This window comes from Pseudomonas sp. SB113 (genome assembly GCF_040754745.1).
Lineage (GTDB): Bacteria > Pseudomonadota > Gammaproteobacteria > Pseudomonadales > Pseudomonadaceae > Aquipseudomonas > Aquipseudomonas grimontii.
Map to the genome: position 1 here is coordinate 1 of NZ_JBFMHW010000040.1, position 26,418 is coordinate 26,418.

Annotated in this window: 27 protein-coding genes and 1 pseudogene; 11 read left to right on the forward strand and 17 right to left on the reverse strand. The window is 61.5% G+C overall.

The window, feature by feature from the left end:
* Nucleotides 1-323 precede the first annotated feature (323 nt).
* On the reverse strand, nucleotides 324-764 hold the full coding sequence (locus tag AB1462_RS30055) for a heme-binding protein (protein WP_090407142.1): 441 nt from the start codon (nucleotides 762-764) through the stop codon (nucleotides 324-326).
* A gap of 256 nt (nucleotides 765-1,020) precedes the next feature.
* Between AB1462_RS30055 and gcl the strand changes: the two genes are divergently transcribed.
* The 8 genes from gcl (at nucleotide 1,021) to AB1462_RS30095 (ending at nucleotide 10,329) form a co-directional block, all read left to right on the forward strand.
* Nucleotides 1,021-2,796, forward strand: a complete 1,776-nt coding sequence (gene gcl, locus AB1462_RS30060) for a glyoxylate carboligase (RefSeq protein ID WP_315338138.1) — start codon at nucleotides 1,021-1,023, stop codon at nucleotides 2,794-2,796.
* 10 nt (nucleotides 2,797-2,806) lie between these two features.
* On the forward strand, nucleotides 2,807-3,589 hold the full coding sequence (gene hyi / locus AB1462_RS30065) for a hydroxypyruvate isomerase (RefSeq protein ID WP_367248784.1): 783 nt from the start codon (nucleotides 2,807-2,809) through the stop codon (nucleotides 3,587-3,589).
* A gap of 45 nt (nucleotides 3,590-3,634) precedes the next feature.
* Nucleotides 3,635-4,525: a 2-hydroxy-3-oxopropionate reductase gene (locus tag AB1462_RS30070; RefSeq protein WP_090407153.1), complete on the forward strand. Its 891-nt coding sequence runs from the start codon at nucleotides 3,635-3,637 to the stop codon at nucleotides 4,523-4,525.
* Between the two features lie 52 nt (nucleotides 4,526-4,577).
* The gene (locus tag AB1462_RS30075; RefSeq protein ID WP_367248787.1) at nucleotides 4,578-5,858 is read left to right on the forward strand and encodes a glycerate kinase; all 1,281 of its coding nucleotides are present in this window, start codon (nucleotides 4,578-4,580) and stop codon (nucleotides 5,856-5,858) included.
* On the forward strand, nucleotides 5,848-7,263 hold the full coding sequence (gene pyk, locus AB1462_RS30080) for a pyruvate kinase (RefSeq protein ID WP_090407159.1): 1,416 nt from the start codon (nucleotides 5,848-5,850) through the stop codon (nucleotides 7,261-7,263). The genes AB1462_RS30075 and pyk overlap by 11 nt, the downstream gene beginning before the upstream one ends.
* Nucleotides 7,264-7,496: 233 nt before the next feature.
* On the forward strand, nucleotides 7,497-8,372 hold the full coding sequence (locus AB1462_RS30085; protein WP_259193503.1) for an urea transporter: 876 nt from the start codon (nucleotides 7,497-7,499) through the stop codon (nucleotides 8,370-8,372).
* Between the two features lie 31 nt (nucleotides 8,373-8,403).
* A complete protein-coding gene (locus tag AB1462_RS30090) occupies nucleotides 8,404-9,228 on the forward strand; it encodes an ion transporter (RefSeq protein WP_090407162.1) in 825 nt (274 codons plus the stop codon).
* A 96-nt stretch (nucleotides 9,229-9,324) separates the two neighbouring features.
* Nucleotides 9,325-10,329, forward strand: a complete 1,005-nt coding sequence (locus tag AB1462_RS30095) for a sulfate ABC transporter substrate-binding protein (protein ID WP_090407165.1) — start codon at nucleotides 9,325-9,327, stop codon at nucleotides 10,327-10,329.
* Nucleotides 10,330-10,469: 140 nt separating this feature from the next.
* Here AB1462_RS30095 and AB1462_RS30100 read toward each other — a convergent pair whose 3' ends face one another.
* Nucleotides 10,470-11,084, reverse strand: a complete 615-nt coding sequence (locus AB1462_RS30100; protein WP_090407168.1) for a DUF5666 domain-containing protein — start codon at nucleotides 11,082-11,084, stop codon at nucleotides 10,470-10,472.
* 176 nt (nucleotides 11,085-11,260) lie between these two features.
* On the opposite strand from AB1462_RS30100, the gene AB1462_RS30105 reads away from it, so the two are divergent.
* Nucleotides 11,261-12,457, forward strand: a complete 1,197-nt coding sequence (locus tag AB1462_RS30105) for an MFS transporter (RefSeq protein WP_090407172.1) — start codon at nucleotides 11,261-11,263, stop codon at nucleotides 12,455-12,457.
* Here the strand turns inward: AB1462_RS30105 and AB1462_RS30110 are convergent.
* Nucleotides 12,454-12,864, reverse strand: a complete 411-nt coding sequence (locus AB1462_RS30110) for a type II toxin-antitoxin system HicB family antitoxin (RefSeq protein WP_367248790.1) — start codon at nucleotides 12,862-12,864, stop codon at nucleotides 12,454-12,456. The two genes, AB1462_RS30105 and AB1462_RS30110, sit on opposite strands and share 4 nt — an antisense overlap.
* A gap of 98 nt (nucleotides 12,865-12,962) precedes the next feature.
* Here AB1462_RS30110 and AB1462_RS30115 point away from each other — a divergent pair, with 98 nt between their 5' ends.
* On the forward strand, nucleotides 12,963-13,844 hold the full coding sequence (locus AB1462_RS30115; RefSeq protein ID WP_367248792.1) for a LysR family transcriptional regulator: 882 nt from the start codon (nucleotides 12,963-12,965) through the stop codon (nucleotides 13,842-13,844).
* Here the strand turns inward: AB1462_RS30115 and AB1462_RS30120 are convergent.
* Nucleotides 13,843-13,976 (reverse strand): annotated as a pseudogene (locus AB1462_RS30120) (phosphonate metabolism protein PhnP); the annotation flags it as partial. The gene AB1462_RS30115 and the pseudogene AB1462_RS30120 overlap by 2 nt on opposite strands.
* Entirely contained in the window at nucleotides 13,967-14,539 is a 573-nt protein-coding gene (phnN, locus tag AB1462_RS30125) for a phosphonate metabolism protein/1,5-bisphosphokinase (PRPP-forming) PhnN (RefSeq protein WP_259193639.1), read from the reverse strand. The pseudogene AB1462_RS30120 and the gene phnN, both read right to left, overlap by 10 nt.
* Nucleotides 14,540-14,899: 360 nt before the next feature.
* On the opposite strand from phnN, the gene AB1462_RS30130 reads away from it, so the two are divergent.
* Nucleotides 14,900-15,883 carry a hypothetical protein gene (locus tag AB1462_RS30130; RefSeq protein WP_367248794.1) on the forward strand — a complete coding sequence of 328 codons (984 nt, stop codon included), beginning with the start codon at nucleotides 14,900-14,902 and terminating at the stop codon, nucleotides 15,881-15,883.
* A gap of 91 nt (nucleotides 15,884-15,974) precedes the next feature.
* On the opposite strand, the gene AB1462_RS30135 is transcribed toward AB1462_RS30130, so the two are convergent.
* The 12 genes from AB1462_RS30135 to AB1462_RS30190 form a co-directional block, all read right to left on the reverse strand.
* On the reverse strand, nucleotides 15,975-16,565 hold the full coding sequence (locus AB1462_RS30135; protein WP_367248796.1) for a histidine phosphatase family protein: 591 nt from the start codon (nucleotides 16,563-16,565) through the stop codon (nucleotides 15,975-15,977).
* A 770-nt stretch (nucleotides 16,566-17,335) separates the two neighbouring features.
* On the reverse strand, nucleotides 17,336-17,731 hold the full coding sequence (locus AB1462_RS30140) for a hypothetical protein (protein WP_090407185.1): 396 nt from the start codon (nucleotides 17,729-17,731) through the stop codon (nucleotides 17,336-17,338).
* A gap of 15 nt (nucleotides 17,732-17,746) precedes the next feature.
* Nucleotides 17,747-18,931 carry a c-type cytochrome biogenesis protein CcmI gene (gene ccmI / locus AB1462_RS30145; protein ID WP_367248798.1) on the reverse strand — a complete coding sequence of 395 codons (1,185 nt, stop codon included), beginning with the start codon at nucleotides 18,929-18,931 and terminating at the stop codon, nucleotides 17,747-17,749.
* Nucleotides 18,924-19,397 (reverse strand): cytochrome c-type biogenesis protein, encoded by a 474-nt coding sequence (locus AB1462_RS30150; protein ID WP_090407191.1) that lies wholly within the window; start codon nucleotides 19,395-19,397, stop codon nucleotides 18,924-18,926. The genes ccmI and AB1462_RS30150 overlap by 8 nt, the downstream gene beginning before the upstream one ends.
* Nucleotides 19,394-19,930: a DsbE family thiol:disulfide interchange protein gene (locus tag AB1462_RS30155; RefSeq protein ID WP_090407195.1), complete on the reverse strand. Its 537-nt coding sequence runs from the start codon at nucleotides 19,928-19,930 to the stop codon at nucleotides 19,394-19,396. The genes AB1462_RS30150 and AB1462_RS30155 overlap by 4 nt, the downstream gene beginning before the upstream one ends.
* Nucleotides 19,927-21,915, reverse strand: a complete 1,989-nt coding sequence (locus AB1462_RS30160; protein ID WP_315338150.1) for a heme lyase CcmF/NrfE family subunit — start codon at nucleotides 21,913-21,915, stop codon at nucleotides 19,927-19,929. Before AB1462_RS30160 ends, AB1462_RS30155 begins: the two co-directional genes overlap by 4 nt.
* Nucleotides 21,916-21,918: 3 nt before the next feature.
* Nucleotides 21,919-22,374 (reverse strand): cytochrome c maturation protein CcmE, encoded by a 456-nt coding sequence (gene ccmE, locus AB1462_RS30165; RefSeq protein WP_090407201.1) that lies wholly within the window; start codon nucleotides 22,372-22,374, stop codon nucleotides 21,919-21,921.
* Entirely contained in the window at nucleotides 22,371-22,547 is a 177-nt protein-coding gene (ccmD, locus tag AB1462_RS30170; protein ID WP_003172771.1) for a heme exporter protein CcmD, read from the reverse strand. Before ccmD ends, ccmE begins: the two co-directional genes overlap by 4 nt.
* On the reverse strand, nucleotides 22,544-23,299 hold the full coding sequence (locus AB1462_RS30175; protein WP_090407204.1) for a heme ABC transporter permease: 756 nt from the start codon (nucleotides 23,297-23,299) through the stop codon (nucleotides 22,544-22,546). The genes ccmD and AB1462_RS30175 overlap by 4 nt, the downstream gene beginning before the upstream one ends.
* Before the next feature lie 91 nt (nucleotides 23,300-23,390).
* On the reverse strand, nucleotides 23,391-24,059 hold the full coding sequence (gene ccmB / locus AB1462_RS30180) for a heme exporter protein CcmB (protein ID WP_003172769.1): 669 nt from the start codon (nucleotides 24,057-24,059) through the stop codon (nucleotides 23,391-23,393).
* Nucleotides 24,056-24,691: a cytochrome c biogenesis heme-transporting ATPase CcmA gene (gene ccmA, locus AB1462_RS30185; RefSeq protein WP_090407206.1), complete on the reverse strand. Its 636-nt coding sequence runs from the start codon at nucleotides 24,689-24,691 to the stop codon at nucleotides 24,056-24,058. The genes ccmB and ccmA overlap by 4 nt, the downstream gene beginning before the upstream one ends.
* Before the next feature lie 401 nt (nucleotides 24,692-25,092).
* Complete coding sequence (locus tag AB1462_RS30190) at nucleotides 25,093-26,406, reverse strand: ATP-grasp domain-containing protein (RefSeq protein WP_367248802.1); 1,314 nt, start codon at nucleotides 26,404-26,406, stop codon at nucleotides 25,093-25,095.
* Between the last annotated feature and the right edge of the window lie 12 nt (nucleotides 26,407-26,418).

Consider the following 26,418-nt stretch of genomic DNA (forward strand, 5'->3'; position numbering starts at 1 on the left):
TGCCAACCCCATCAAGGCCTCCCCCCGTAGCAACTGCCGAGCGCAAGCGAGGCTGCGTCAGGCGCGCTGCCGATTCAAGCTCGAGTCGCGGCCAACGCAGCCTCGCCGGGGCTCGGCAGCTGCTACGAATGCCAATCCACATCAAGGCCTCCCCCCGTAGCAACTGCCGAGCGCAAGCGAGGCTGCGTCAGGCGCGCTGCCGATTCAAGCTCGAGTCGCGGCCGACGCAGCCTCGCCAAGGCTCGACAGCTGCTACGCAGGGGGCTCGGCTCAAGATGTGTAGATACCTATGCCCCGATGAGGCCCTGATAGTCACTCAATGCTTAAGCTGACACCCCCGCATCCGCCATCAACCCCGCCCCCTCGATCGCCGTGATCGCACACTGCTCATCAATATCCGACGTATCCCCGCTGATCCCGATCGCCCCCAGTACCGCCCCTGCCTGATCCCGAATCAACACCCCACCCGGTGCCGGCACCACGCTGCCCTGCCCCAGGCTGTTCAACGCCGCGATAAACGCCGGCCGTTGCTGTGCGTCCAGCGCCAGCAAGCGCGAGCCCTTGCCCAACGCAATCGCGCCCCAGGCCTTGCCGATGGCGATTTGCGGACGCAGCAGGCTGGCGCCGTCTTCACGTTGCAGGGTAATCAAGTGGCCGCCGCTGTCGAGCACCGCGATGGTCAGCGGCGCGGCTGAAATCGTGCGGCCGGCGGTGAGGGCCTGGCTGGTCAGTTGGGTGGCAATCTTCAAGGTTAAAGCGCTCATGGTGCCGTCCTTCTTTTGTTATTGGGAAAGCGGTGGAGGTTTGTTTGATCAGATGCTCGATCCAACAAATAGAACACAATTACATTTGTTTTTGTATACAATATTTTAAAACAAAGACTCCATACGTCGAAAAAAGCCGTTCCGACGAACGCAAAGACCAATCAATAAAATGGATTGACCTGCGCCGCCCGCCGTGAATACACTTTGAACAGACACCACTTGTATACAATTACAAAACGCAAGAGGCACCAAAATCATGAGCAAAATGAGAGCAATCGAAGCCGCCGTCCTGGTCATGCGCCGTGAAGGCGTGGATACCGCCTTCGGTATCCCAGGCGCTGCGATCAACCCGCTGTATTCGGCCTTGCAGAAGGTGGGCGGCATCGATCACATCCTTGCTCGCCACGTTGAAGGCGCCTCGCACATGGCCGAGGGTTACACCCGCACCAAGGCTGGCAATATCGGCGTGTGCATCGGCACCTCGGGCCCGGCCGGCACCGACATGGTCACCGGCCTCTACAGTGCCTCGGCCGACTCGATCCCGATCCTGTGTATCACCGGCCAGGCGCCACGGGCCCGCATGCACAAGGAAGACTTCCAGGCCGTGGACATCACCAGCATCGTCAAGCCGGTGACCAAGTGGGCGACCACCGTGCTCGAGCCGGGCCAAGTGCCGTACGCCTTCCAGAAAGCCTTCTATGAAATGCGCTCCGGCCGCCCTGGCCCGGTGCTGATCGACCTGCCGTTCGACGTGCAGATGGCCGAGATCGAATTCGACATCGACGCCTACCAGCCGCTGCCACTGGCCAAGCCAATGGCCACGCGCATTCAGGTCGAAAAGGCCCTGGCCCTGCTGGATCTGGCTGAACGTCCCTTGCTGGTGAGCGGCGGCGGTGTGATCAACGCCGATGCCAGCGAGCTGTTGGTTGAGTTTGCTGAACTCACCGGTATCCCGGTGATCCCGACGCTGATGGGCTGGGGCACCATCCCCGATGATCACCCGCAGATGGTGGGCATGGTCGGCCTGCAAACCTCCCACCGTTATGGCAACGCGACGATGCTCAAATCGGACGTGGTGCTGGGTATCGGTAACCGCTGGGCCAATCGCCACACCGGTTCGGTCGAGGTGTACACCGAAGGCCGTAAATTCATCCATGTCGACATCGAACCCACCCAGATTGGCCGCGTATTTACCCCGGACCTGGGCATCGTGTCCGACGCCGGCTCCGCGCTGACGATGTTCATTGAAGTGGCCCGCGAGTGGAAAGCCGCCGGCAAGCTCAAGGACCGCAGCGCCTGGCTGCATGACTGCCAGCAGCGCAAGGCGACCCTGCACCGTAAGACCCACTTCGACAACGTGCCGGTCAAGCCGCAACGGGTGTACGAAGAGATGAACCAGGTGTTCGGCAAAGACACCTGCTACGTCAGCACCATCGGCCTGTCGCAGATTGCTGGCGCGCAGTTCCTGCATGTGTACAAGCCACGCCACTGGATCAACTGCGGCCAGGCCGGCCCGTTGGGCTGGACCATTCCGGCGGCGCTTGGCGTAGTCAAGGCCGACCCGAGCCGCAAGGTGGTGGCGCTGTCCGGCGACTATGACTTCCAGTTCATGATCGAAGAGCTGGCCGTGGGCGCGCAGTTCAAGCTGCCGTACATCCACGTGGTGGTGAACAACTCCTACCTGGGGCTGATCCGCCAGGCCCAGCGCGGGTTTGAAATGGACTACTGCGTGCAGTTGTCTTTCGACAACCTCAACGCGCCGGAGCTGAACGGTTATGGTGTCGACCACGTCGCGGTTGCCGAAGGCCTGGGTTGCAAGGCCCTGCGCGTGTTCGAGCCGGGACAAATCCAGCCGGCGCTGCGCCGCGCCCAGGAAATGATCGAAGAGTTCAAGGTGCCGGTGATTGTTGAGATCATTCTGGAGCGCGTGACCAATATTTCCATGGGCACCGAGATCAACGCCGTCAACGAATTCGAAGACCTGGCCCTGGTCGGCAACGATGCACCGACCGCCATTTCCCTGCTCGATTAAGGAGAACCCTATGCCGCGCTTTGCCGCCAACCTGTCCATGCTGTTTACCGAGCAGGACTTTCTCGCTCGCTTCAAAGCCGCTGCCGATGCCGGCTTCCAGGGTGTCGAGTACCTGTTCCCCTACGAATTCAGCTCGGCTGACATCAAGGCCCAGCTCGACGCCCACGGCCTGACCCAAGTGCTGTTCAACCTGCCGGCCGGTGACTGGGCCAAGGGCGAACGCGGCCTGGCGTGCCACCCGGACCGGGTCGAGGAATTCCGCGCGGGGGTCACGCTGGCCATCGCCTACGCCCAGGTGCTGGGCAATACCCAGGTCAACTGCCTGGCGGGGATTCGGCCACAGGGTGTGGATGATGAAACCGTGGCAAAGACCTTTGTCGCCAATCTCAAGTACGCCGCCGACAAGCTGCAAGCGGTGGGCATCAAGCTGATGATGGAAATGATCAACACCCGCGACATTCCGGGTTTCTACCTCAACAACACCGCCCAGGCCCTGTCGATTCGCGAGCAGGTGGGCAGTGACAACCTGTTCCTGCAATACGACATCTACCACATGCAAATCATGGAAGGCGACCTGGCCCGGACCATGGCCGCGCATCTGGAGCAGATCAATCACATCCAGCTGGCGGATAACCCTGGACGCAATGAGCCGGGAACCGGGGAGATTAATTACCGCTTCCTGTTCGAGCATCTGGACCGTATCGGCTACGCGGGCTGGGTCGGCTGTGAGTACAAGCCGTTGACCACTACCGAAGCCGGTTTGGGCTGGCTCAAAACCCACAATGCCATCTGACAAACACCACACAAGCCCCCTCCCACATAACAAGAGGATTTCATCATGGCTAAAATCGGATTTATCGGCACCGGCATCATGGGCCAACCCATGGCCGCGAACCTGCAGAAAGCCGGTCATCAACTGTTTCTTTCCGAGCACCACGGCAAGGCGCCGGCCGAGCTGATCAGCGCCGGCGCAGTGGCCTTGGCCAACCCGCAGCAAGTCGCCCAGGAAGCCGAGTTCATTATCGTCATGGTCCCCGACACCCCACAGGTCGACGACGTGCTGTTTCGCGCCGACGGTGTAGCTGCCGGCCTGTCGCCGAACAAGGTAGTGATCGACATGAGTTCGATCTCGCCCACCGCCACCAAAGCCTTCGCCGCCAGGATCAACCAGACCGGCGCGCAGTACCTCGACGCACCGGTGTCCGGCGGTGAAGTCGGCGCCAAGGCCGGCACCTTGAGCATCATGGTCGGGGGCGAGCCGCAGACCTTCGAACGCGCCCTGCCGCTGTTCCAGAGCATGGGCAAGAACATCACCCTGGTGGGCGGCAATGGCGACGGCCAGACCGCCAAAGTGGCCAACCAGATCATCGTCGCGCTGAATATCCAGGCGGTGGCCGAAGCGCTGCTGTTCGCGTCCAAGAACGGCGCCGACCCGGCCAAGGTGCGTGAAGCGCTGATGGGCGGCTTTGCCTCATCGAAGATCCTCGAAGTGCATGGCGAACGCATGATCAAGGGCACCTTCGATCCAGGCTTTCGCATCAACCTGCACCAGAAGGACCTCAACCTGGCCCTGGCCGGTGCCAAGGAGCTGGGGATCAACCTGCCGAACACCGCCGGCACCCAGCAGGTGTTCAGCACCTGCGCGGCGATTGGCGGCGGAAATTGGGACCACTCGGCGTTGATCAAGGGCTTGGAGCATATGGCGAATTTTTCGATTCGCGATAAATAACCCCGATGAAATGGCTGCACCTCTAATAACAAAAATCCCCGGGAGCCCGCTCATGTCGGTCGATCCGCAACACCTGCTTCGCGAGCTGTTTGCCACAGCTATCGACGCCGCCCACCCCCGGCACGTCCTTGAACCCTACCTGCCGGCCGACCGCAGCGGCCGTGTGATCGTGATCGGCGCCGGCAAAGCGGCTGCCGCCATGGCGCTCGTCGTCGAGAACGGCTGGCAGGGCGACGTCTCGGGCCTGGTGGTGACCCGCTACGGCCATGGCGCGCCCTGCCAGAAAATCGAAGTGGTCGAGGCCGCCCACCCGGTTCCCGATGCCGCCGGACAGGCCGTGGCCAAGCGCGTGCTGGCACTGATCAGCAACCTGGGTGAAAACGACCGGGTGATCTTCCTGCTCTCCGGCGGCGGCTCGGCACTACTGGCCCTGCCCGCCGAAGGCATCACCCTGGCCGACAAGCAGGCCATCAACAAAGCCCTGCTCAAATCCGGCGCCACCATTGGCGAGATGAATTGCGTCCGCAAGCACCTCTCGGCGATCAAGGGCGGGCGGCTGGCCAAGGCGGCCTGGCCGGCGACGGTCTATACCTACGCGATTTCCGATGTGCCGGGCGACCAGGCCACGGTCATCGCCTCCGGCCCTACGGTCGGCGACCCGAGCACTTCGCAACAGGCCCTGGCGATCCTCAAGCGCTACGGTATCGACGCTCCAGCGTCCGTGCGCAGCTGGTTGCAGAATCCGGCGTCGGAAACCGTCAAGCCCGGCGACCCGGTGCTTGCCCGCAGCCACTTCCAGTTGATCGCACGCCCGCAACAATCACTGGAAGCGGTGGCGGTGAAAGTCCGCCAGGCCGGTTTCAGCCCGCTGATCCTCGGCGACCTGGAAGGCGAAGCCCGGGACGTGGCCAAAGTGCACGCCGGCATCGCGCGGCAAATCGTGCAGCACGGCCAACCGCTGGCGGCGCCGTGCGTGATCCTCTCCGGCGGTGAAACCACCGTCACCGTGCGCGGCAACGGCCGTGGCGGGCGCAACGCCGAATTCCTGTTGAGCCTGACCGACAGCCTCAAAGGCCTGCCCGGCGTGTACGCCCTGGCCGGCGACACCGACGGCATCGACGGCTCGGAAGACAACGCCGGCGCCATCATGACGCCCACCAGTTATGCCCGCGCCGAAGCCCTGGGCCTGTCGGCCAGCGATGAGCTGGATAACAACAACGGCTACGGCTATTTCGCCGCCCTTGACGGCTTGATCGTTACCGAGCCGACGCGCACCAACGTCAATGACTTGCGCGCCATCCTGATCCTTGAGACTGCCCACCATGACGCCTGACAAGAAGGTCAAGATCCTCGCCACCCTGGGCCCCGCCACCGACGGTATCGATGACATCCGCGAGCTGGTGCAGGCCGGGGTGAATATCTTCCGCCTCAACTTCAGCCACGGTGAGCATGCCGATCACGCCCAGCGCTACCAGTGGATTCGCCAGGTGGAGCGCCAGCTCAATTACCCGCTGGGCATCCTCATGGACCTGCAAGGGCCGAAGCTGCGCGTCGGGACGTTTGCCGAGGGCAAGGTGCAACTGGTGCGTGGCCAGGCCCTGCGCCTGGACCTGGACCCGACGCCGGGTGACCAGCGCCGGGTCAACCTGCCTCACCCGGAAATCATCGCCGCTCTTGAGCCGGGCATGGACCTGCTGCTCGACGACGGCAAACTGCGCCTGCGCGTGATCACCCAGCATGCCGATGCCATCGACACCACCGTACTGAATGGCGGCGAGTTGTCCGACCGTAAAGGTGTCAACGTCCCACAAGCCCTGCTGGAACTCAGCCCGCTCACCGCCAAGGACCGTCGCGACCTGAGTTTCGGCCTGGAGCTGGGCGTGGACTGGGTGGCACTGTCGTTTGTGCAGCGCCCGGAAGACATCCGCGAGGCTCGCGAGCTGATCGGCGACAAGGCGTTCCTGATGGCCAAGATCGAGAAGCCCTCGGCCGTACAACGCCTGCGGGAAATCGCCGAGCTGAGCGACGCGATCATGGTGGCCAGAGGGGACCTGGGCGTGGAAGTACCGGCCGAGAGCGTGCCGCACATCCAGAAAGACATCATCAGCACCTGCCGCCAACTGGGCAAACCGGTGGTGGTGGCCACGCAGATGCTGGAGTCCATGCGCTTCTCGCCGGCGCCGACCCGCGCGGAAGTGACGGATGTCGCCAATGCGGTGGCCGAAGGGGCGGATGCGGTGATGCTGTCGGCGGAGACCGCGTCGGGCGAATACCCGTTGGAAGCAGTGCAGATGATGAGCAAGATCATCCGCCAGGTGGAAAACGGCCCGGACTACCAGACCCAACTCGATGTCAGCCGGCCCAAGGCCGATGCCACGGTGTCGGACGCCATCAGCTGCGCGATCCGGCGCATCAGCAGCATCCTGCCGGTGGCGGTGCTGGTGAACTACAGCGAGTCCGGCAGCTCCAGCCTGCGCGCGGCGCGGGAACGGCCGGTGGCGCCGATCCTCAACCTCACGCCGAACCTGTCCACCGCACGCCGTTTGAGCGTGGCGTGGGGCGTGCATTCGGTGGTCAATGATCGACTGAGGCAGGTGGATGAGGTGTGTTCCACGGCGCTGGAGATTGCCCAGGCCCAAGGCATGGCGCAGCGCGGGGATACGTTGGTGATTACCGCCGGGGTGCCGTTCGGGCAGCCGGGGTCTACGAATTCGCTGCGTATAGAGACATTGATCTAGCGCCTGTAGAGGCCCCATCGGGGCATAAGTATCTACACAACGTCAGTAGGATAACGCGCAGCTGTCGAGCCTTGGCGAGGCTGCGTTTGCGGCGTGTCTGACACACCGCCGACGCAGCCTCGCCAAGGCTCGACAGCTGCTACGCAGGGGGCTCGGCTCAAGATGTGTAGATACTTATGCCCATCGGGGGTAAGCCCCCGATGGGAACAACTCGGTCTCACTGAATACCCATCATGCACAACCCAACCTGCCACGACTGGGCCGAAGCCCTGCTCAACGGCTTCAGCCAGATCTTCCTGCAACGCCATCCGCTGTGCGGCCTGCTGTGCCTGTTGGCAGTCCTGGTCAGCGCCCCGACCTTGCTCGGCGGGGCGCTGCTGGGGGGCGTCGCCGGGTTGCTCACGGCCCAGCGGCGCGGCTATCCCAAGGCCGAGCGCCAAGCGGGTCTTTATAGCTACAACGGCGTGCTGCTGGGCTTGTTGATCAGCCAGCATTTCGCCTGGTCGGCGTTGTTGCCGCCGCTGATCCTGGCGTGCGGCGGCTTGAGTGCGATCCTCACGCGGCAGTGGTTGAAACACGCGACGCAGCCCGACGACTTGCCCGCCTACACCGTGCCCTTTGTCGGCCTGGGCTGGTTGCTGCCGGGCAGCGTCCCGCACAGTGTCTTGGCCCTGAGCGAGCCCGATGCCCTGGCCGTGCTCGGCGCGCCGTTCACCGGCCTGGCGCAAGTCATGTTGCTGGACCAGCCGCTGGCGGGCGCGCTGATTGCCCTCGGCCTGTGGCTGGCGAACCGGCGCGCCGTGGTCTGGGCCTTGATCGGCGCCAGCAGCGGCGTACTGATCGCGTTGCTGCTGGACGAAACCACCGGCGCCCTCCTCGGCCTGCACAGCTACAACCCGGCCCTCGCCGCCCTGGCGCTCAGCCAGGCACGGCGCCAACCGTGGCTGCCGCTGCTGGGCATCCTCCTGGCGATTCTCCTTACACCGGGCTTTGCCGCCCTGCACCTGCCCGCACTCACCGCGCCGTTTATCCTCGCCTGCTGGCTGGTGCACGCCGGCCGCCGAATGCTTCAGAAACCGCGCATGGACAGCCCCTTCGAATCCCCCTAGGCTTGCTCGATATTCGATTCAGGCGGGCTTTATGGACAGCAACAACGACTGGCGTCAGCGGCTCTACGTCATGGTTTTTCAGAGCGACACCGTCGCCGGGCGGCGCTTTGACGGCATTCTGCTGTTGATCATCCTCGCCAGCCTGGTGATCGTGATGCTCGACAGCATCGACCAGATCCACCAGAACTACGCCGATGTGCTGGCCTACATTGAATGGGGCTTCACGCTGATCTTCCTGATCGAGTACGGGTTGCGCCTGTACTGCTCGCCCAAGCCGCTGCGCTACGCCTTCAGCTTTTACGGGCTGGTGGATTTGCTCGCCATCGTGCCCGGCATCCTTGCGCTGTATTACAGCGACGCGCAGTACCTGCTGATCATCCGCATCATCCGGATGCTGCGGATTTTCCGCGTGCTCAAGCTGAGCCCGTACCTCAAGCAGGCCAACTACCTGATGGCGGCGCTGCGTGGCAGCAAGCAGAAGATCGTGGTGTTCCTGGTGAGCGTGTGCACCCTGGTGACGGTGTTCGGCACCTTGATGTATGTGATCGAAGGCCCGGAGCACGGCTTCACCAGTATCCCCAAGGGCATCTATTGGGCGATCGTGACGCTGACCACCGTGGGCTTTGGCGATATCGTGCCCAAGACGCCGCTGGGCCAGGTGATTTCATCGCTGGTGATGATCACTGGTTACTCGATCATTGCCGTGCCCACGGGGATTTTCACCGCCGAGCTGGCCAGTGCCATGCGCGGTGAACAACTGCAACACGACTGCCCGGTGTGCAAGAAAAACAGCCACGAGCCCAATGCGGCGTTCTGTTCGCGTTGTGGCAGCGCCCTTTTTAAGAAAGTGGAATAAGCAAAGTTCTTTTTAATCTTTAAGCGACTAAGTGCCCCCGGCTATAGTCGCTGGCAATGTGCCTCCCCTCTTCTCCCGAACAACAAGGAATGAGCAGTGAAAAAACTCGTAAGCGCCTCTCTCCTGGCCGCCGGCCTTGCCCTGGCGGGCGCCGTCCAGGCTGCCCCGGTCACTCTGCTCAACGTCTCCTACGACGTAATGCGCGATTTCTACAAGGACTACAACGCCGCCTTCCAGAAGCACTGGGAAGCCGAGCACCCGAACGACAAGCTGACCCTGCAGATGTCCTTCGGCGGTTCCAGCAAACAAGCGCGCTCGGTCATCGACGGCCTGCCGGCTGACGTGATCACCATGAACATGGCCACCGACATCAACGCCCTGGTCGACAACGGCAAACTGGTGCCGGACAACTGGGTCACCCGCCTGCCGAACAACAGCGCGCCGTTCACGTCGGCCACCGTGTTCATCGTGCGCAAGGGCAACCCTAAAGCCCTGAAAGACTGGCCGGACCTGTTGAAAGAGGGCGTGCAAGTGATCGTGCCCAACCCGAAAACCTCGGGTAACGGCCGCTACACCTACCTGTCGGCCTGGGGTTATGTGCTCAAGAACGGCGGCGATGAAGAGAAAGCCAAGGCCTTTGTCGGCAAGCTGTTCAAACAGGCGCCTGTGCTCGACACCGGTGGCCGCGCCGCCACCACCACGTTCATGACCAACCAGATCGGCGACGTGCTGGTGACCTTCGAGAACGAAGCGGAAATGATCGCGCGTGAATTCGGCCGTGATCAGTTCGAAGTGGTCTACCCAAGCGTCTCGGCCGAAGCCGAACCGCCGGTGTCGGTGGTGGATAAAGTGGTCGAGAAGAAAGGCACACGCGTGGCGGCTGAAGACTACCTGAAGTACCTGTGGTCACCGGAAGGCCAGGAAATCGCCGCCAACAATTACCTGCGCCCGCGTGATCCGAAGGTGCTGGCCAAGTTCACCGACCGCTTCCCGAAAGTCGACTTCCTGTCGGTAGAGAAGACCTTTGGTGACTGGCGCACCGTGCAGAAAACCCACTTCAATGATGGTGGGGTTTTTGACCAGATCTACAGCGGCCAGTAACCCGACCTGACTGAATAAACTCGGTCAACATGTGGGAGGGGGCTTGCTCCCGATAGCGGAGTGTCAGTCACTGTATATGTTGACTGTCCCTCTGCTATCGGGGGCAAGCCCCCTTCCACATTTAGATCTGTATTTTGCAGTTACATCGGCGGTGTCACGCCGCCCTTGCCGGCTGAAATAGCCTGGGCAGTGATTTTCCCATCCGCCCCCTGCGCCGCAAACAACACCACCTTCACCCCCGGCTTGAGCAAGCTGCGATCCCCCGGTTCCAGGTTGACGATCGGCACGTCCTCCGGCACGACGATCTTCTGTTCGCCGCCTTTGTATTTCACGGTCAATGTCCGCCCTTTGCTGACCACCAGGTCGCCGACGGTGCCGTTGGTCATGCTGCTGCCTTCCTTCAGGTCGAACGCCCGATGCCCGTCGCCCGTGCCGGCCATGGCCGGTGGGAACACGTGCACTTCCAGCGCCGTCAGGGTGCCGTCGGCGTTGGGCATGGCGGCCGAGCCGATGTAGCTGCCAGGCTTGATTTCATCGATCTTGGCCAGGGTGACGGCGCGCACCTGGGTCGCTTGGGTCAGGTGCACGGTGACTTCTTCACCGCTGTTGACCTTGACGTGCAGGGCGTCGCCGTCGATCGCGGTGATGGCGCCGCGCACACCGACGCGCGGCGCCTCGGCCGCATTCGCCAGCCCCACCGCCATCGCGGCGGCAAGGGTGGAAGCCAGGAGCATCTTGTTCAACGTGATCTTCATCGCAATGGATTTCCTGTTTCGGCAATTGGGGCTGACTGTATCATTGCCGTTCGCGCAGAAAGTTAACGATTCACTCATCATTACCGGGCATGAGTGTTATCACTGCCGGCGGCCTACCCGGGCTACGGTGTTGTCTTTAGGCTCGCCTCACTTTCATTCGCTTTTATGAGAACACCATGAACGCTACTTCCCACGCTACAAGCACCATGACCCGGAGCATGGTGATGCTGTTTGCGTTTTGCTGCGGTGCCATTGTCGCCAACATCTACTACGCACAGCCGATCATCGAACTGATCGCCCCCGACATCGGCCTCACCCCCGCGATGGCCAGCCTGATCGTGTCCCTGACGCAGATCGGCTATGCCCTCGGCCTGTTCTTCCTGGTCCCCCTGGGTGACCTGCTGGAAAACCGCAAGCTGATGATCATCACGACCGTGGTGGCGATTGCCAGCCTGTTGGGCGCGGCCTTTACCGAACAACCGAACCTGTTCCTGCTGGTGTCATTGCTGATCGGTTTCAGCTCGGTGTCGGTACAGATCCTGATCCCGTTGGCTGCGCACCTGGCGCCCGCCGAGTCCCGGGGCCGGGTCGTCGGCAGCATCATGGGTGGCCTGCTGCTGGGCATCCTGCTGGCACGGCCGGTGTCCAGCGTCGTGGCGGACCATTTTGGCTGGCGCGCGATGTTCATGGTCGCCGCCGCGCTGATGGCGTTTATCAGCGTGGTGCTGATGCTGACCATCCCCAAGCGCCAGCCGGACCACAGCGCCAGCTATGGCCAATTGTTGCGTTCCCTGGGCACCCTGCTGCGTGAACAACCTCTGCTGCGCCAACGCGCGTTTTACCAAGGCTGCATGTTCGCCACGTTCAGCCTGTTCTGGACCGCAGCCCCGCTGGAACTGGTGCGCAACCACGGCCTGAGCCAGACCCAGATCGCGATCTTCGCCCTGGTCGGTGCCATCGGCGCCATTGCCGCCCCCATCGCTGGACGCCTGGCCGATGCTGGCCATACCCACCGCGCATCACTGCTGGCCATGGTCTTTGCGGTGCTGAGCTTCCTGCCGGCCTTTGTGCACCCGCTGTACAGCGTGATCGGCCTGGCAGTGACCGGCGTGGTCCTGGACTTCTGCGTGCAGATGAACATGGTCCTCGGCCAACGCGCCATCTACGCACTCGACGCCAACAGCCGCAGCCGCTTGAACGCGTTGTACATGACCAGCATCTTCATCGGCGGTGCGTTCGGCTCGGCGATTGCCAGCAGTGTGTACGAACACGGCGGCTGGCTGGGGGTGATGCTGGTGGGCAGTGCGTTCCCGCTGGTGGCATTGTTGCGGTTCCTCAGTGCGTCGCGGCGAACGGCTGTCGCCACCGCCTAAGAACGCACCAGCTTCTCCAAAGCCGCGTCCGCCAGAAATGACGAGCGGCTTTTGACCTTGTGCTCGCGCACATAACGGTCGATGCGTTGGATGACATAGCCGGGCAAGGTCACATTGACCTTCTCGGTATTGCCCAGGTAGGGCGAGATGTCCAACTCCAGCATGCCCCAGCCCTTCCCGGCATAGTCTGCGTGGGCGTGATGATCGGCCACCGACGTTGGCATCGGAATCCCCCCACCCTCTGCGGCGATCTCCTGCAGCAGGGTGTGCGCGACTTTCACAGCGGCGTTGTACGCCTCTTCAAAACTGTCCCCGGCGGTGACGGCGCCTGGAATATCGGGGATCTGGATACCCGTGGCGGTGAAGTCATCGCCCCATTCGATACAGATTGGGTTGTTTTGCGCCATGTTGAAAACCGCCAACCGGATGACACCCCATGGGCATTCCCCTTAGGCTTGTACGCCGCGCTGCCTCGCGATGCGCCCAATCCAGCAAGGAACACCCGATGGACCGTCTCACCGCCATGGAAACCTTCGTCCACGTTGTCGAGACCGGCTCGTTCTCGGCCGCCGCCAAGCGCCTGGGCATCGGCCAACCGGCCGTGTCCAAGAGCGTCGCGCAATTGGAGGCACGCCTGGCGGTACGCTTGGTGATGCGTTCGACCAGGGGCCTGACGCCGACCGAGGCGGGGCTGGCGTTTTTCGATAAAGCCAAGCGCGCCATCGATGAAGCCGATGCGGCCGACGAGGCGGCACGCGGCGCAGGCTCCGGGCTCTCGGGAAACTTGCGGATCAGTGCGCCAGTGACCTTCGCCCGCATGCACATCATTGCGCACCTGGGGGCGTTCCTGGAGCAGTACCCAGGTGTGAACGTGGACGTGGTGCTCGATGACCGCAGCCTCAACCTGGTGGAGGAAGGCATCGACGTTGCCGTGCGCATGGGCAACCTGAATGACTCAAGCCTCACGGCGCGCAAGATCGGTGAATCGCCCTGCGTTATCCTCGGCACCCCGGCCTACTTCGAACGCTTCGGCGAACCCGCCACTCCGGCGGACCTGCTGCAACACCAGGCGGTCATCTACACCCGTGGCGAAGGCTCGCACTGGAACTTCACCCAGGGCGACAAGCAATATCCCCTCGTCGCCCACGGCCGCGTGCGCGTCACCGCAGCCGAAGGCGTACGCGCCGCCGTGCTGAGCCATCTGGGGCTGACCCTGTCATCGACCTGGATGTTCGCGCCGGAACTGGCCAGTGGCGAGGTCAAGACCGTGCTGAACGATTGGAAATTACCGTCCAGGGACCTGTGGGCGGTATTCCCCAGCGGGCGCATGGCGAGCGCCAAGGCGCGGGCGTTTGTGGAGTATGTGGAGCAGTTGTTGAACCGTTGAGGTCGGGCAAGCGGCTATCGATCGACCAGCGCTGGTCGCCGCTTTCAATCAGCGCGCTGCACGGGCGGCGCATTCGCAGCCATACACCGGGACTGGCCGCGCGTCACCGGTGCCGAGCAGGGTCAGGCGCATGCCGAGTGCCCCTGGTCCAGGCAGAACAGCAAACGCTCGACCGTATGCTCCAGCGGGCCGGAGTTATCCAGTACGAACAACCCGGCGCCATTGCCGGCGATCAGCTCTTGGGTAAATCGCGCATTGCGGGCCAGGCGCGCTTCGATGTCCGCCAAAGACTCACGCCCCCGCGCAATCAAGCGCTGGCGCAAGACCGCTTGATCCACCGTCAGCAACAGCACCAACACGTCCGGATAGCGCTCGCGGGTCTGCGCCAGATGCGCGCGCGAGCCGTTGACCAGCACGTCCTCCCCCGCCGCCAACCATTCGTCAATGACCTTGGGAATGCCATAAGACAACCCATTGGCGTGCCAGCTGAGGGCAAACGCGCCCTCGGCCTGCATCCCGGCGAATTGCTCCGGGCTCACTCCCTGGGCCGCTTCACCCGCCGCTTCCGCCGAGCGGGTGATAACGCGGCGCACAATCCGGCAACCGCGCTCGGCCAAGCGTGGGCGTGCGGCATCCAGCAGGCTGTCCTTGCCCGAACCCGATGGCCCGATGAGATAGATCAACCTGCCTGCCATCAAAACACCCTCTTCGCTTGTCGCCAGACTTGTTGTACCACTGACAGCCCTGCGCGGCGCCTGCAACAGGCTGGCCGGGTAGTAGTCACTGGAAAGTATATCCAGCAATCCCTCGGCAACCAGGCCGGCGGCGGCCACATTACCGGAGTGCGACCCGCCACGCACCACGTTAGGCGCGCCCATCAATACTTTCATGTTCAGCGCTTGGCAGCCGCGCGCCGCTTCCAGGGTGGGTCATGGGCTTTTCTGTCTGTTTGATAGGCGACTGGAGGTTGCCTCCCGAACAATCCTACAGCCAGCAGTAAAGCACTTACCTACGGTACGGCTTCCGATACCGCTCCCAACAACGGAGACGAAAAAGTGCCTGACTCAATAGCCGCGCAAATACGTGAAACCGCTCAAACAGAACAATCGAAGGAGGACATATTCTTTGCCCTGCTCTCCGGGCTGGCCGGTGTACACCCGGTCATATCAGTGATCGGCCTCGCCAGAAGTTATATGAAGGCCTGCGAACAAAGCGGGTTAAAACTCAACCCTTACTTTGTCAAAAACGGAAACTGTGGCCTCTCGCCGAAAACACAGAGGATGCTTGCCAACCGCAAATTGAAGGGCCTGGGTGTTAACGCAACCGGGGTGGGAGTGGCGGCGCTGGGCCCGGCCATATCGCCTGTTCCCGCGCCGTTCTATGCAGCCAGGCATGCCTCTGCCACGGCCTCTACCGCGATACATCTGCGGCACCTGTCCAAATTGCTCGCCGCTTATCAACCCTTCGCTGCGGGCGATGAACAAGTCAGCGATGCGATCAAATGGCTGCAACTGGCCATTGAGGTCAAGCTCAAGAAGCTCGCCTTTCGAGGCACAGAGATGGCCGTGTCGACCACATCGACCTTGCTTTCATTTACGGGCATCGGGCTGGTCGGGAAAATCCCGCTCATTATGGTCAGCTTCCAACTCGAACTGGCCCGGCTCCTGGTCAGCGACCGATACGCCGCGCTGTGCAAGGTGGCGGCCATGGAGTTGCAGTGGGCGGCCTTTCTTGAACAGAACCCCAGCGCCGCGGATATGCCGCAAGCCAGCCTCGCCGGCTTATCCCGAGCAGATCAGATCAAACAGCTTGAACAAAGAAAGATGCAGCTCGGCGCGGCGATAACCACCCAGGTGCGAAGCCAGGCACTCAACGCCCGGACCGGCAATACCGGCCTGGGCCCCGCCACTTTGATCATCAAGGAGATCATGGCGAAACATACCTTCCAGGGTCAGCTCTTCGCGGGTCATGATTATTTGGCCATGATCCAAGAACCGGCTGGTTGGAATGCCATCGCGGCGAAACTGATGAACATCTGAGCAGAGGCGCCGGGGAGCGCCTCTTCAATATTTGCTGGGCGTAGGGCTTGCGCAGCCCCGGGGGGGGTTGAAAGTCGCCTGTGGCGGTGATTCAGTGCGTTTCAAAGGGCGAGACAGCCGGAAGTATCTTCAATTGAAAATCTTCCATGGCCAACATCTCCCCATTTGAAAGCTGCCAGGTGTAGAAATCCGAGAAGTCCCCTCTGGCCAATGCACGAATCACCTTTGCCACAAAACCATGTGCCACCAGCAAAACAACCTGTGTTGGATAAAGCGACGTTAACTGGACCAGGCCTTGGTGTACTCGCATGACCACATCAGCAATCGACTCACCGCCGTCAGGCCCCGCCGCCCATTGGCGCGTAATGTTCTGTGCCCAGAGCGCTGGATGCATGGCCTTGGCCTCCGCCTGAGTCAACCCTTCGAACACACCCACATCGCGCTCGCGGAAGCTATCAATTGTCACCGGTTCAAGGTTTAACACACGATTAAGAATCTGCGCCGTTTGCCGCGCCCGCAGGCGTGGAGAAACGATCAACACCTCAATACCGTCAGGCAGTTTTTTGCTGAGCAAAACAGCCTGTTCCCTGCCCCGCTCGCTCAGTTCCGGGTCGAGTACGCCGAGGTAGCGGTGCTCCGCGTTGGCCCACGTTTCGCCGTGGCGTATGACGTAGAGGTTCATGAGGGTCCGTCTCGTTGAAGGGTGGGGAGTTAATCTGGTCCTGATCATATTGCCGCCTATCTCCTAATGATCGTTCCCATGCTTGGCGTGATCAATCAAATCAGCGAAACGCTAACAGGACATTTCCTACGATCTCTGTGGCCTGCAGTAGCTATAACGCACCGTTAGCCTCTCGCAGTCGCTGCTCATCAGCGATCAGGCTTGGTCGCCTGGATTAGAACGGCGCACAGTGCCGCGCAAGCGGCATTATTGTGTTCGCGTTATGACGAGCTGTGCGTGGGAAGGCTTACGGCCCTGCCGGATTTCCATTCCCTGGTCGACCAACCTGCGTACAGCTCGCCGCCTTTCCGCTTGGTCGCGGATGTGGTGAGCTCCAACTGAATGGAGATTTACTGCATGAAAAAAATCACGCCAAATCCCCGCCATCCTCCCCGGATGACACCCCGCAAGACCCACCCAACATCATCTTCAGCGTCCGCCCCGGCCTCAGCACCGCAGCTCAAGCCGCAAGCAGGTGCTGGCGGTGGTACAGATGGTTGAGATTGCGCAGTTGTTAGTGGGTGCGGCACTGGAGCGGGAGTGTCCTGTGGCTTGATGGCTGAGGAGATCTCCTGTGGGAGGGGGCTTGCCCCCGATAGAGGTATGTCAGTCAGACATTAATTAACTGAAACACCGCTATCGGGGGCAAGCCCCCTCCCACATTTGATCTTCAGTGTTTGAAAGAATGGATTTCACAGGCATGAAAAAGGCGACCCGAAGGTCGCCTTTTGTCATTGCGCGTACTGCTTGCTCAAGCCCGGCGGTACGCCCTGCACGTCGGTGTCTTCCCATGGCCCATTGGGGCTGATGGAGCGGCTCCAGCCGTTGCTCCAGCGGTAGTAGGTGCGCTGGCGGTAGAAGGTGTCGGGCTGGTCGTCCAGCACGTACACCTGCATCTTGCCGTCCCAGTGGCTGGCGGCGCCCGGTGGTGGGGCGAAGGTAGGCGATTTGCTCGGCAGTGGCTTCGGCGGCGGGGTCACCGGGCCTGAGGGCTTGGTGCTTGGCTGGGTCGAAGGGCCTGACGGCGGGATGGTCGGGCCGGTCGGCGCGGGAGGTGGGCGGTGGACCGCACAGGCGCTCAGGCCCAATACCAGGCTGAGCAGGGTGATGCGTGCAAATGCGGTCATAGGCGTTTCCTCGAATTACTTGTCCGGACTGTCGATGGTCAGCTGCTGCAGCGCAGTGGTGCTGCTGGCCAAGGGTTGGCTGCGGCCGATCCACTCGCCAGTGGTCGGTTGACCGGCCCGGGATATGCGCGCAACCAGTTGGACTTCGGGGAAGTTGGACAGTTTCAACTGCGGCATCATCGCGTCGGCATCGCCGAGTTCGACGGTGACGGGCAGTTCGGCAACGGTGACGCGCTTGGCCGCCAAGGGTGCCGGCGGGCCTGTCACGGCGCGGGCGAAGATGAATACGCTGTCGGTAGGCAGGGCTTTGGCCTTGACCTCGGCGGACAGGTCCACGCGGACTTTCATCACCGCCTTTTGCGCGACGGTGCCACCGCTTTCCTTGAGCTTCTCGGCGGCGCGGTCGATGCCTCCTTGCAGCGCTGCGCGGGAGTTGTCTTCTGGTGGCAATTGGGCCAGCAGGCGGCTCCAGTAGTCGATTGCCTCTTGATAGCGCTGGCCTTCAAACGCGGCGATACCCAGCAGGCCGAGGCTGGTGACTTCCTTCGGGTCGAGCTTCAAGGCTTCGTCGGTCAGCGCCTGGACCTTGGGCGACCATCGTTTGTTGTCGGCAAAGTACTGCGCCTGGGCCCATTGGCCGAGCAATTCCGGCTGGCGACCGGCCAGCGCCACGGTGCGTTCAAAGACGTTGGCCGCATCAGCGGAACGGTCCTGGGCCATGTAGGCGCGACCGAGGAAGTACAAACCTTCCGCCGAGTCCGGTTGGGCGGCGGCGGCGCGCTCCAGGCGGCGGGTCATGTCTTCCATGGACACCGGCGGCTGGGAGAATTCGCGGGTCAGTTCAACCTTGTCACTGGCACCGAAGTGCATATACAGGCCAAGGCCGAGCACCGGCACGAGGACGGCGGCGAGCAATGGCAGCGGTTTACCCAGGCGCGATTCGCGGGGCTTTTCCACACCTTCGGTGTCGGCCAGCAGCTCGCGGGCGGCTTCGGCGCGACCGGTGTCGAGCTGCGCGGCGTTGAGCACGCCTTCGTCCTGCTGCACTTGCAGCTCGGCGACGCGTTCTTGGTAAAGCGCTACGTTCAGCGCAGTGCGGTCCTCTTCACGCTGGGCGCGGCGGCCGCGCAACACAGGGATCAACAGGAAACTCAGGGCAATCAGAAGCAGCAAGCCGGCTGCGAGCCAGAAATCAATCATCAGTCTTGGTGTCCAGCAATTGGTCGAGGCGTTGGCGCTCTTCGGGGGATAGCGCGTCGGAACCATCGGTAGGTGCGGCGCGGCGACGGCGGACGATCACGGCCATCACTACGACGCCAGCCAGCAGCAGCCCGGCAGGGCCGAACCAGAGCAGCGCGGTCTTGCCGGTGAGGGCCGGTTTGTAGCGCACGAAATCACCGTAGCGGTCGACCATGAAGTCGATGATCTGCTGGTTGTCCTTGCCCTCCCCCAGCATGCGGAAGATTTCCTTGCGCAGGTCGGCGGCGATGGGCGCGTTGGAGTCGGCGATGTCCTGGTTCTGGCACTTGGGGCAACGCAGTTCCTTGGTCAATTCGCGGAAACGCTCGCGGTCACCGTCCTTGGCGAATTCGTAAGTGTCGATGGCCGCGTGGGCCATCCCGGCCAAGCCCAGCGCCAGCACGGCAGCGGCTAACAGGCGCTTCATGGCTTGGCCTCGTCGACCAGCGCCTGGTACTTGGCGGCCAGTTGCTCGCGCCACACCACTTCGTCGATCACGCCGACGTATTTGTCGCGGATCACGCCCTTGGCGTCGATAAAGAAGGTTTCCGGGGCGCCGTACACGCCGAGGTTCAAACCGAGGTTGCCGTCTTCATCACGAATATCCAGCTGGTACGGGTTGTGAAACTCCGCCAGCCACTTCAGGGCCGCCGCGTTGTCATCCTTGTAGTTGATGCCGTAGATCACCACGCCCTTCTCGGCCAGCTTGTTCAGCACCGGGTGCTCGACGCGGCAGGAGATGCACCAGGTGCCCCACACGTTGACCAGCGCCGGTTTGCCGAGCAGGTCGGCCTGGGTCAGGGTCTTGTCACCCTGCACGGTCGGCAGGCTGAACGCGGGGAACGGCTTGCCGATCATCGCCGAGGGCAGCTCGGCCGGGTCCAGGTACAAGCCGCGATACAGAAACACCGCGACCACCAGGAACAATGCCAGCGGCAACACCATCAACCAACGCTTCATACCGCCGCTCCTTGCATGCCCAGCGCTTCACGCACCCGGCTCTTGACCTTGACCCGATACCTGCGATCCAGCGCCGCGAGCAAACCACCAAAGCCGGTGAGCAAACCACCGAACCAGATCCAGCGCACGAACGGTTTCACATGCACCCGCACGGCCCAGGCGCCCTCGCCCAGGGGTTCACCCAGGGCCACGTAGAGGTCACGGGTGAAACCGGCGTCGATGCCGGCTTCGGTCATCATCGAGCTTTGTACGGTGTAAAGGCGTTTTTCCGGGTGCAGCACGGCGATTTCCTTGCCGTTGCGGACTACGCGCACGGTGCCTTTGTCTGACGTGAAGTTCGGCCCTTCGAAGTGCTTGGCGCCTTCGAAGATGAACTGGTAACCGGCCAGGTCCATGGACTCACCCGGCGCCAGGCGCAGGTCGCGCTCGGCACTGTTCTGGCTGGACAGCACCACGCCGAGGGCGCACACGGCGATGCCGATGTGGGCAATCTGCATGCCCCAGTAGCTGCGGGTCAGGGTCGGCAGGCCTCTGACCAGGCCTTTGTGACGGGTCTTGTCGAAGATGTCACGCACACCGGCCAGCAACACCCAGGCGGCGAGCAGGAAGGTGGCGAGCACCGCCCAGTTGAAGTCGCCATAGGCAATCCCGGCGACCACGGCCAGGGCCACGCTGCCGAGCAGCACCGGCATCAACATGCCTGCCAGCCATTTGACCGGGGTGTCCTTCCAGCGCACCAGCATGCCGACCGCCATCACCACCATCAACAGGCCCATCAACGGAATAAACAACGCGTTGAAGTACGGTGGGCCGACGGACAGCTTGGCGCCGCTCAGGGCATCCAGCACCAAGGGGTACAAGGTGCCGAGCAGGATCATCGACGCGGCCACCACCAGCACCAGGTTATTGCCCAGCAACAGGGTCTCCCGCGACCACAGGTTGAAGCCGACCTGGCTCTTGACCACCGGCGCGCGCAGGGCGAACAGGGTGAGGGAGCCGCCGACCACAAACAGCAGGAAGATCAGGATGAACACGCCGCGCTCCGGGTCGGAGGCGAAGGCATGCACCGAGGTCAACACGCCCGAACGCACGAGGAAGGTACCGAGCAGGCTGAGGGAAAATGCTGCGATGGCCAGCAACACGGTCCAGCTCTTGAACACACCGCGTTTTTCGGTGACGGCCAACGAGTGAATCAGTGCGGTCCCCACCAGCCATGGCATGAACGAGGCGTTTTCCACCGGGTCCCAGAACCACCAGCCGCCCCAGCCGAGTTCGTAGTAGGCCCACCACGACCCTAGGGTGATGCCGATGCCGAGGAAGGCCCAGGCGACGATGGTCCACGGCCGCGACCAGCGCGCCCAGGCCGCATCGAGACGCCCGCCGAGCAAGGCGGCGATGGCGAAGGCGAAGGCCACGGAGAAACCGACGTACCCCATGTAGAGCATCGGCGGGTGCACGATCAGGCCAATGTCTTGCAACAGCGGGTTGAGGTCATGACCGTTCGCAGGGATCTGCGGCAGGATGCGGGTGAACGGGTTGGAGGTCATGATCAGGAACAGCAGGAAGCCGATGCTGATCATGCCCATCACCGCCAGCACCCGCGCGAGCATGACTTGCGGCAACTGGCGCGAGAACACCGACACCGCAAAGGTCCAGCCGCCGAGGATCAATGCCCACAACAGCAACGAACCTTCGTGGGCGCCCCATACCGCGCTGAACTTGTAGTACCACGGCAAGGCGCTGTTGGAGTTATTGGCCACATAGGCGACGGAAAAGTCGTCAGTCATAAAGGCGTAGGTCAGGCAGCCAAACGCGAACACCAGGAACGCACACTGGCCCCAGGCGGCCGGCTGCGCCAGGCTCATCCACAGGCGGTCACCCCGCCAGGCGCCGAGCAACGGCACCACGGCCTGGACGATGGCAAAGCACAGGGCGAGGATCATCGCCAATTGGCCCAACTCCGGAATAAACAGTGCGGAAGTCATGACTTAGCCCTCCTTCGCTGGGATTGGTGCGGACTGGCCGCTGTCCTTGAGGGCTTTGGTCACCTCAGGCGGCATGTATTTCTCATCGTGCTTGGCCAGCACTTCATCGGCCACCACTACGCCATCAGCGTTGAGCTTGCCCAGGGCGACGATGCCCTGGCCTTCGCGGAACAGGTCCGGGAGGATGCCGCGATAAGTGATGGTCACGGCCTTGTTGAAATCGGTGACCACGAAGGTGACGTCGAGGGAATCGCCGGAACGCTTCAGCGAACCCTTCTCCACCATGCCGCCGGCGCGGATGCGTGTATCCAGCGGCGCTTCGCCGTTGGCGATCTGGGTCGGGGTGTAGAACAGGTTGATGTTCTCCCGCAGGGCGCTCATCGCCAGGCCCACGGCAATACTGACGCCGGCCAGAATGGCAAGGATGATCAACAGACGCTTTCTACGCAGCGGATTCACTTTTCGGTCTCCCGGCGCAGACGACGCGCCTCTTGTTGCAGGTAACGCTTGCGGGCCAGGATCGGCGCGGCGACGTTGAGGGCCAGCACGGCCAGGCAGATGCCATAGGCCGTCCAGACATACAGGCCGTGGTGGCCCATGGCGAGAAAATCACTGAAAGAAGCAAAACTCATCCACGCGCTCCCAGGCAGGTTTGCACTTCGGCCTTGACCCAGCTGGTGCGGGCTTCACGCTTGAGCACTTCGAGGCGCATGCGCATCAGCAGCACGGCACCGAAGAAGCAGTAGAACCCCAGCACCATCAGCAGCAACGGCGCCCACATTTCCACGGGCATCGCCGGTTTTTCGGTGAGGGTGAAGGTGGCGCCCTGGTGCAGGGTGTTCCACCACTCCACCGAGTATTTGATGATCGGGATGTTGATCACGCCGACAATCGCCAGCACCGCACAGGCCTTGGCGGCGCTGTCACGATTGCTGATCGCATTGCCCAGCGCAATCAGACCGAAGTACAGGAACAGCAGGATCAACATGGACGTTAGTCGCGCATCCCACACCCACCACGAACCCCAGGTGGGTTTGCCCCAGATCGCGCCGGTGACCAGCGCCACGGCGGTCATCCACGCACCGATGGGCGCGGCGCATTGCAGGGCGACGTCCGCGAGTTTCATCTTCCACACCAGGCCGACGACGCCGCACACCGCCAGCATCACGTAGCAGGACTGGGCCAGCATCGCGGCGGGCACGTGGATGTAGATGATGCGAAAGCTGTTGCCTTGTTGGTAGTCCGGCGGCGCGAAGGCCAGGCCCCAGACCAGGCCGATGCCGATCAGCAACACGGCGGCGATGCTGAACCAAGGCAGCAGTTTGCCACTGATGCCGTAGAACCATTTGGGCGAGCCGAGCTTGTGAAACCAGGTCCAGTTCATTGCTGTTTCTCACGGTTGCTTCTCGTCATGGCGAGAAGCGTAGGGTCTTTCTTATGTTGAAGAGCTGACAGTGCCGCTTGGTCAGACCTCATTATTCACCGACGCTGATCTTCAGGCCGGCGGCTATAGCAAAGGGTGTCAGGGTTACCGCCAAGGCGGTCAGGCTGCCAAGCCACAGGAGGTAACCGGTCGCCGGCATGCCCATGAGCGCGGCTTGCAACGCGCCGCTGCCCAGGATCAGTACCGGGATGTACAAAGGCAGAATCAACAGGGCCAGCAACAGGCCACCCCGCTTCAAACCGACGGTCAACGCGGCACCCACTGCCCCCAACAGGCTGAGTACCGGAGTGCCGAGCAGCAGGCTCAGCAGCAGGATCGGCAGGCACTCGCTGGGCAATCCCAACATCATTGCCAACAGTGGCGAGAGCAAGACTAGCGCCAAGCCGGAAAAAGCCCAGTGTGCCAGTACCTTGGCCAGTACCAGAAGTGGCAGGGGGTGCGACGAAAGGACCCACTGTTCGAGGGAACCGTCTTCGAAATCACTGCGAAACAGCCCGTCCAGCGAGAGCAGGACGGACAAAAGGGCCGCGACCCACACCAGTCCCGGCGACAAGGTTTGCAACAGTTTAGTCTCGGGGCCGACCGCCAACGGGAACAACGCGATCACGATGGCAAAGAACACCAGCGGATTGGCCAATTCGGCCGGACGACGGCACAGCAACCGCGCTTCGCGGGCGACCAACAGGGCAAACACACTCATACCGACCACCGACCCAGGTCGAGGTCGCGGTAACCGACAGGCATGCGCGCCAGGGTGTGGTGGGTGGTGAGCACCACCTGGCCGCCCTGCTCGCAATGTCGCGCCAGGTGTTCTTCCAATTGGGTGACGCCTTGTTTGTCGAGGGCGGTGAAGGGTTCGTCGAGGATCCACAGCGGCGGGCCCGGCAGGTAAAGGCGCGCCAGGGCCACGCGGCGCTGCTGGCCGGCGGACAGGGTGTGACAGGGAACGTCTTCGAAACCCTTGAGGCCCACGGCGGCCAGGGCCTGCCAGATGGCTTCGCGGCTCGCGGGATGGTGCAGGGCGCTGAGCCAGCTGAGGTTTTCTTCGGCGGTGAGCACGTCCTTGATTCCGGCGGCGTGGCCGATCCAGATCAGGTTGCGCGCCAGTTCGGTGCGTTGTTCGTTGAGCGGCTTGCCGTTCAGCCGAACTTCACCCGCCGTGGGCTGCATCAGGCCGGCCAGCAGACGCAGCAGGCTGGTCTTGCCGCTACCGTTGGGACCGCTGATCTGCACCATGTCGCCGCCCGCCACACACAGGTCGAGATGCTCGAACAGCAGACGCAGGTCGCGTTCACAGGAGAGCGCTACGGCTTCAAGAAGAGGGCTGGTCAAGAGATCGCGGGCCTTTACGGTTCAAGTCGGCGGTGCAGCGGCCGTTATAGAAAGAAGCACAATAACGGCTTTGGCGACCGATTTTAGAGAGCTGGATCAAATAGTTGTGAGGTTTTTACCGCTCTCTTTGCAGACGGGCGGCATTATACATGCGATGCCCTACGCTAAAGAGGGCTATTTCACCAGAGACGACGCGTGCGACATCGAACTGGTGAAATTTTCGACGAGGATGCAGTTTGGCGACAGCCACCGGTAAAACAAAAGTCGCACGCACAACGAAAATATTTCTCGCGTGGAGCCAGAAAGAACAATCGTCCGGAGAGTGTCTTCTTCATACACTTGGGGTAAATTTAGCGCGTTAGACTGACATCGCGACCATGCGAAAATCCGCGCCAGCGTCGTCAAATAGGCTTCAGGTACGCTTCATAAATGCTACGAATGGAAAGCCAATTTCCAGCGCTGAATCCCACACCGCCCATTAATCGCTCAGCGGCCCTATCGAAAGCAGATACATCAGCCCACAACTGATCAGTATCCAAGTCGCAGAAACACGCATTCATCGGCGACGAAAAGAGATCGCGCGTAACAACATACTCGTCACCTTGATCAATCAGGCAGGAGTAGCCTCTGAGCGACTTTAAAGTATTCAACTCCTTGTTAATCTGAGCCTCGCTACTTGCATAAACGCCACTCGTCATACAAATAACATCAGAAACAACTGCAGGAGTAACAAGCACTGCATCTTTTAGTTCTTCCGGGACACCGAAATAGACATCATATAATTGACCCAACAACGATGGGGTATAACTGTCTATGAATAATTTCGGAGTAATTGTTCCGTGGATGCGGGCAGCAGCCTCAATCATTACTGGCCCATCCTTCCCCATCACCAACTCCATGTGTACAGCGCCATAGGTAATATCTAGTGCTTCTGCGGCACGCTTTGCATAATCGGCTAGTACGACACTGACTGGAGAGTCGAGAGGTAGCATAAAAGTGAATTTTTTAACGAAATCGCAATGCTCGATATTCAACTCATCACCTCGAACATACCGACAAACAGCCGATATGAAGTAAGTGCCAGCATAAGCCACCAAATCCACAACGTACTCGCTGCCGGGGATCATAGGCTGTATCAGAAAATTATCATTAGTTGTCCAAGTTGCGGAAAACTTACCCCAAGAAGCATTATTTATTGCGTATTTTAGCTCGTTAAGATTATTGCAACGTCGCACACCTTCGCCCCCGGCGGAAGATTGCGGCTTAAAAATGCAGGGATAGTGATCCCACTGCTCAAGGGCCAACATCGCATCTCTCTTGCTTTTCACTACGGTGGTAGGTATAAACGCCAGACCTGAATTGGCCAGAGAATGCTGCATCTCGTCTTTATGTCGACGCAGGAATGAAGTCGCCGGATTATTCCCAACGAGTGAGTATTTTGCAGCTAGCTTTTCGGCTAAAAACACACCGTTCTCACTTCCTGGTAAAACAGCGTCAAACAAACCACTATGAATTGACGGTAATTGCTCTTCGCAAGTGAAGATCCCTTTATATAAATCGGCCTGGAACTCACCTTTTTTTTTCGAGCTAAGCACCGGAATCTGCGCCACTTTTTCAAGTTCAATGATCGCATAGCAATCAACCCCCTTACCTTTCAAATAACGCACCAATATATTTGCATTTGATACGGGATTCACAATCAAGCATGAAGGCATTTTTACGCTCCC

Coding starts and splice junctions, on each gene's coding strand:
- AB1462_RS30055 (WP_090407142.1), bottom strand. CDS start 764: ATGAGCGCTTTAACCTTGAAGATTGCCACCCAACTGACCAGCCAGGCC.
- gcl (WP_315338138.1), top strand. CDS start 1,021: ATGAGCAAAATGAGAGCAATCGAAGCCGCCGTCCTGGTCATGCGCCGT.
- hyi (WP_367248784.1), top strand. CDS start 2,807: ATGCCGCGCTTTGCCGCCAACCTGTCCATGCTGTTTACCGAGCAGGAC.
- AB1462_RS30070 (WP_090407153.1), top strand. CDS start 3,635: ATGGCTAAAATCGGATTTATCGGCACCGGCATCATGGGCCAACCCATG.
- AB1462_RS30075 (WP_367248787.1), top strand. CDS start 4,578: ATGTCGGTCGATCCGCAACACCTGCTTCGCGAGCTGTTTGCCACAGCT.
- pyk (WP_090407159.1), top strand. CDS start 5,848: ATGACGCCTGACAAGAAGGTCAAGATCCTCGCCACCCTGGGCCCCGCC.
- AB1462_RS30085 (WP_259193503.1), top strand. CDS start 7,497: ATGCACAACCCAACCTGCCACGACTGGGCCGAAGCCCTGCTCAACGGC.
- AB1462_RS30090 (WP_090407162.1), top strand. CDS start 8,404: ATGGACAGCAACAACGACTGGCGTCAGCGGCTCTACGTCATGGTTTTT.
- AB1462_RS30100 (WP_090407168.1), bottom strand. CDS start 11,084: ATGAAGATCACGTTGAACAAGATGCTCCTGGCTTCCACCCTTGCCGCC.
- AB1462_RS30105 (WP_090407172.1), top strand. CDS start 11,261: ATGAACGCTACTTCCCACGCTACAAGCACCATGACCCGGAGCATGGTG.
- AB1462_RS30110 (WP_367248790.1), bottom strand. CDS start 12,864: ATGGCGCAAAACAACCCAATCTGTATCGAATGGGGCGATGACTTCACC.
- AB1462_RS30115 (WP_367248792.1), top strand. CDS start 12,963: ATGGACCGTCTCACCGCCATGGAAACCTTCGTCCACGTTGTCGAGACC.
- phnN (WP_259193639.1), bottom strand. CDS start 14,539: ATGGCAGGCAGGTTGATCTATCTCATCGGGCCATCGGGTTCGGGCAAG.
- AB1462_RS30135 (WP_367248796.1), bottom strand. CDS start 16,565: ATGAACCTCTACGTCATACGCCACGGCGAAACGTGGGCCAACGCGGAG.
- AB1462_RS30140 (WP_090407185.1), bottom strand. CDS start 17,731: ATGACCGCATTTGCACGCATCACCCTGCTCAGCCTGGTATTGGGCCTG.
- ccmI (WP_367248798.1), bottom strand. CDS start 18,931: ATGATTGATTTCTGGCTCGCAGCCGGCTTGCTGCTTCTGATTGCCCTG.
- AB1462_RS30150 (WP_090407191.1), bottom strand. CDS start 19,397: ATGAAGCGCCTGTTAGCCGCTGCCGTGCTGGCGCTGGGCTTGGCCGGG.
- AB1462_RS30155 (WP_090407195.1), bottom strand. CDS start 19,930: ATGAAGCGTTGGTTGATGGTGTTGCCGCTGGCATTGTTCCTGGTGGTC.
- AB1462_RS30160 (WP_315338150.1), bottom strand. CDS start 21,915: ATGACTTCCGCACTGTTTATTCCGGAGTTGGGCCAATTGGCGATGATC.
- ccmD (WP_003172771.1), bottom strand. CDS start 22,547: ATGAGTTTTGCTTCTTTCAGTGATTTTCTCGCCATGGGCCACCACGGC.
- AB1462_RS30175 (WP_090407204.1), bottom strand. CDS start 23,299: ATGAACTGGACCTGGTTTCACAAGCTCGGCTCGCCCAAATGGTTCTAC.
- ccmB (WP_003172769.1), bottom strand. CDS start 24,059: ATGAGTGTGTTTGCCCTGTTGGTCGCCCGCGAAGCGCGGTTGCTGTGC.
- AB1462_RS30190 (WP_367248802.1), bottom strand. CDS start 26,406: ATGCCTTCATGCTTGATTGTGAATCCCGTATCAAATGCAAATATATTG.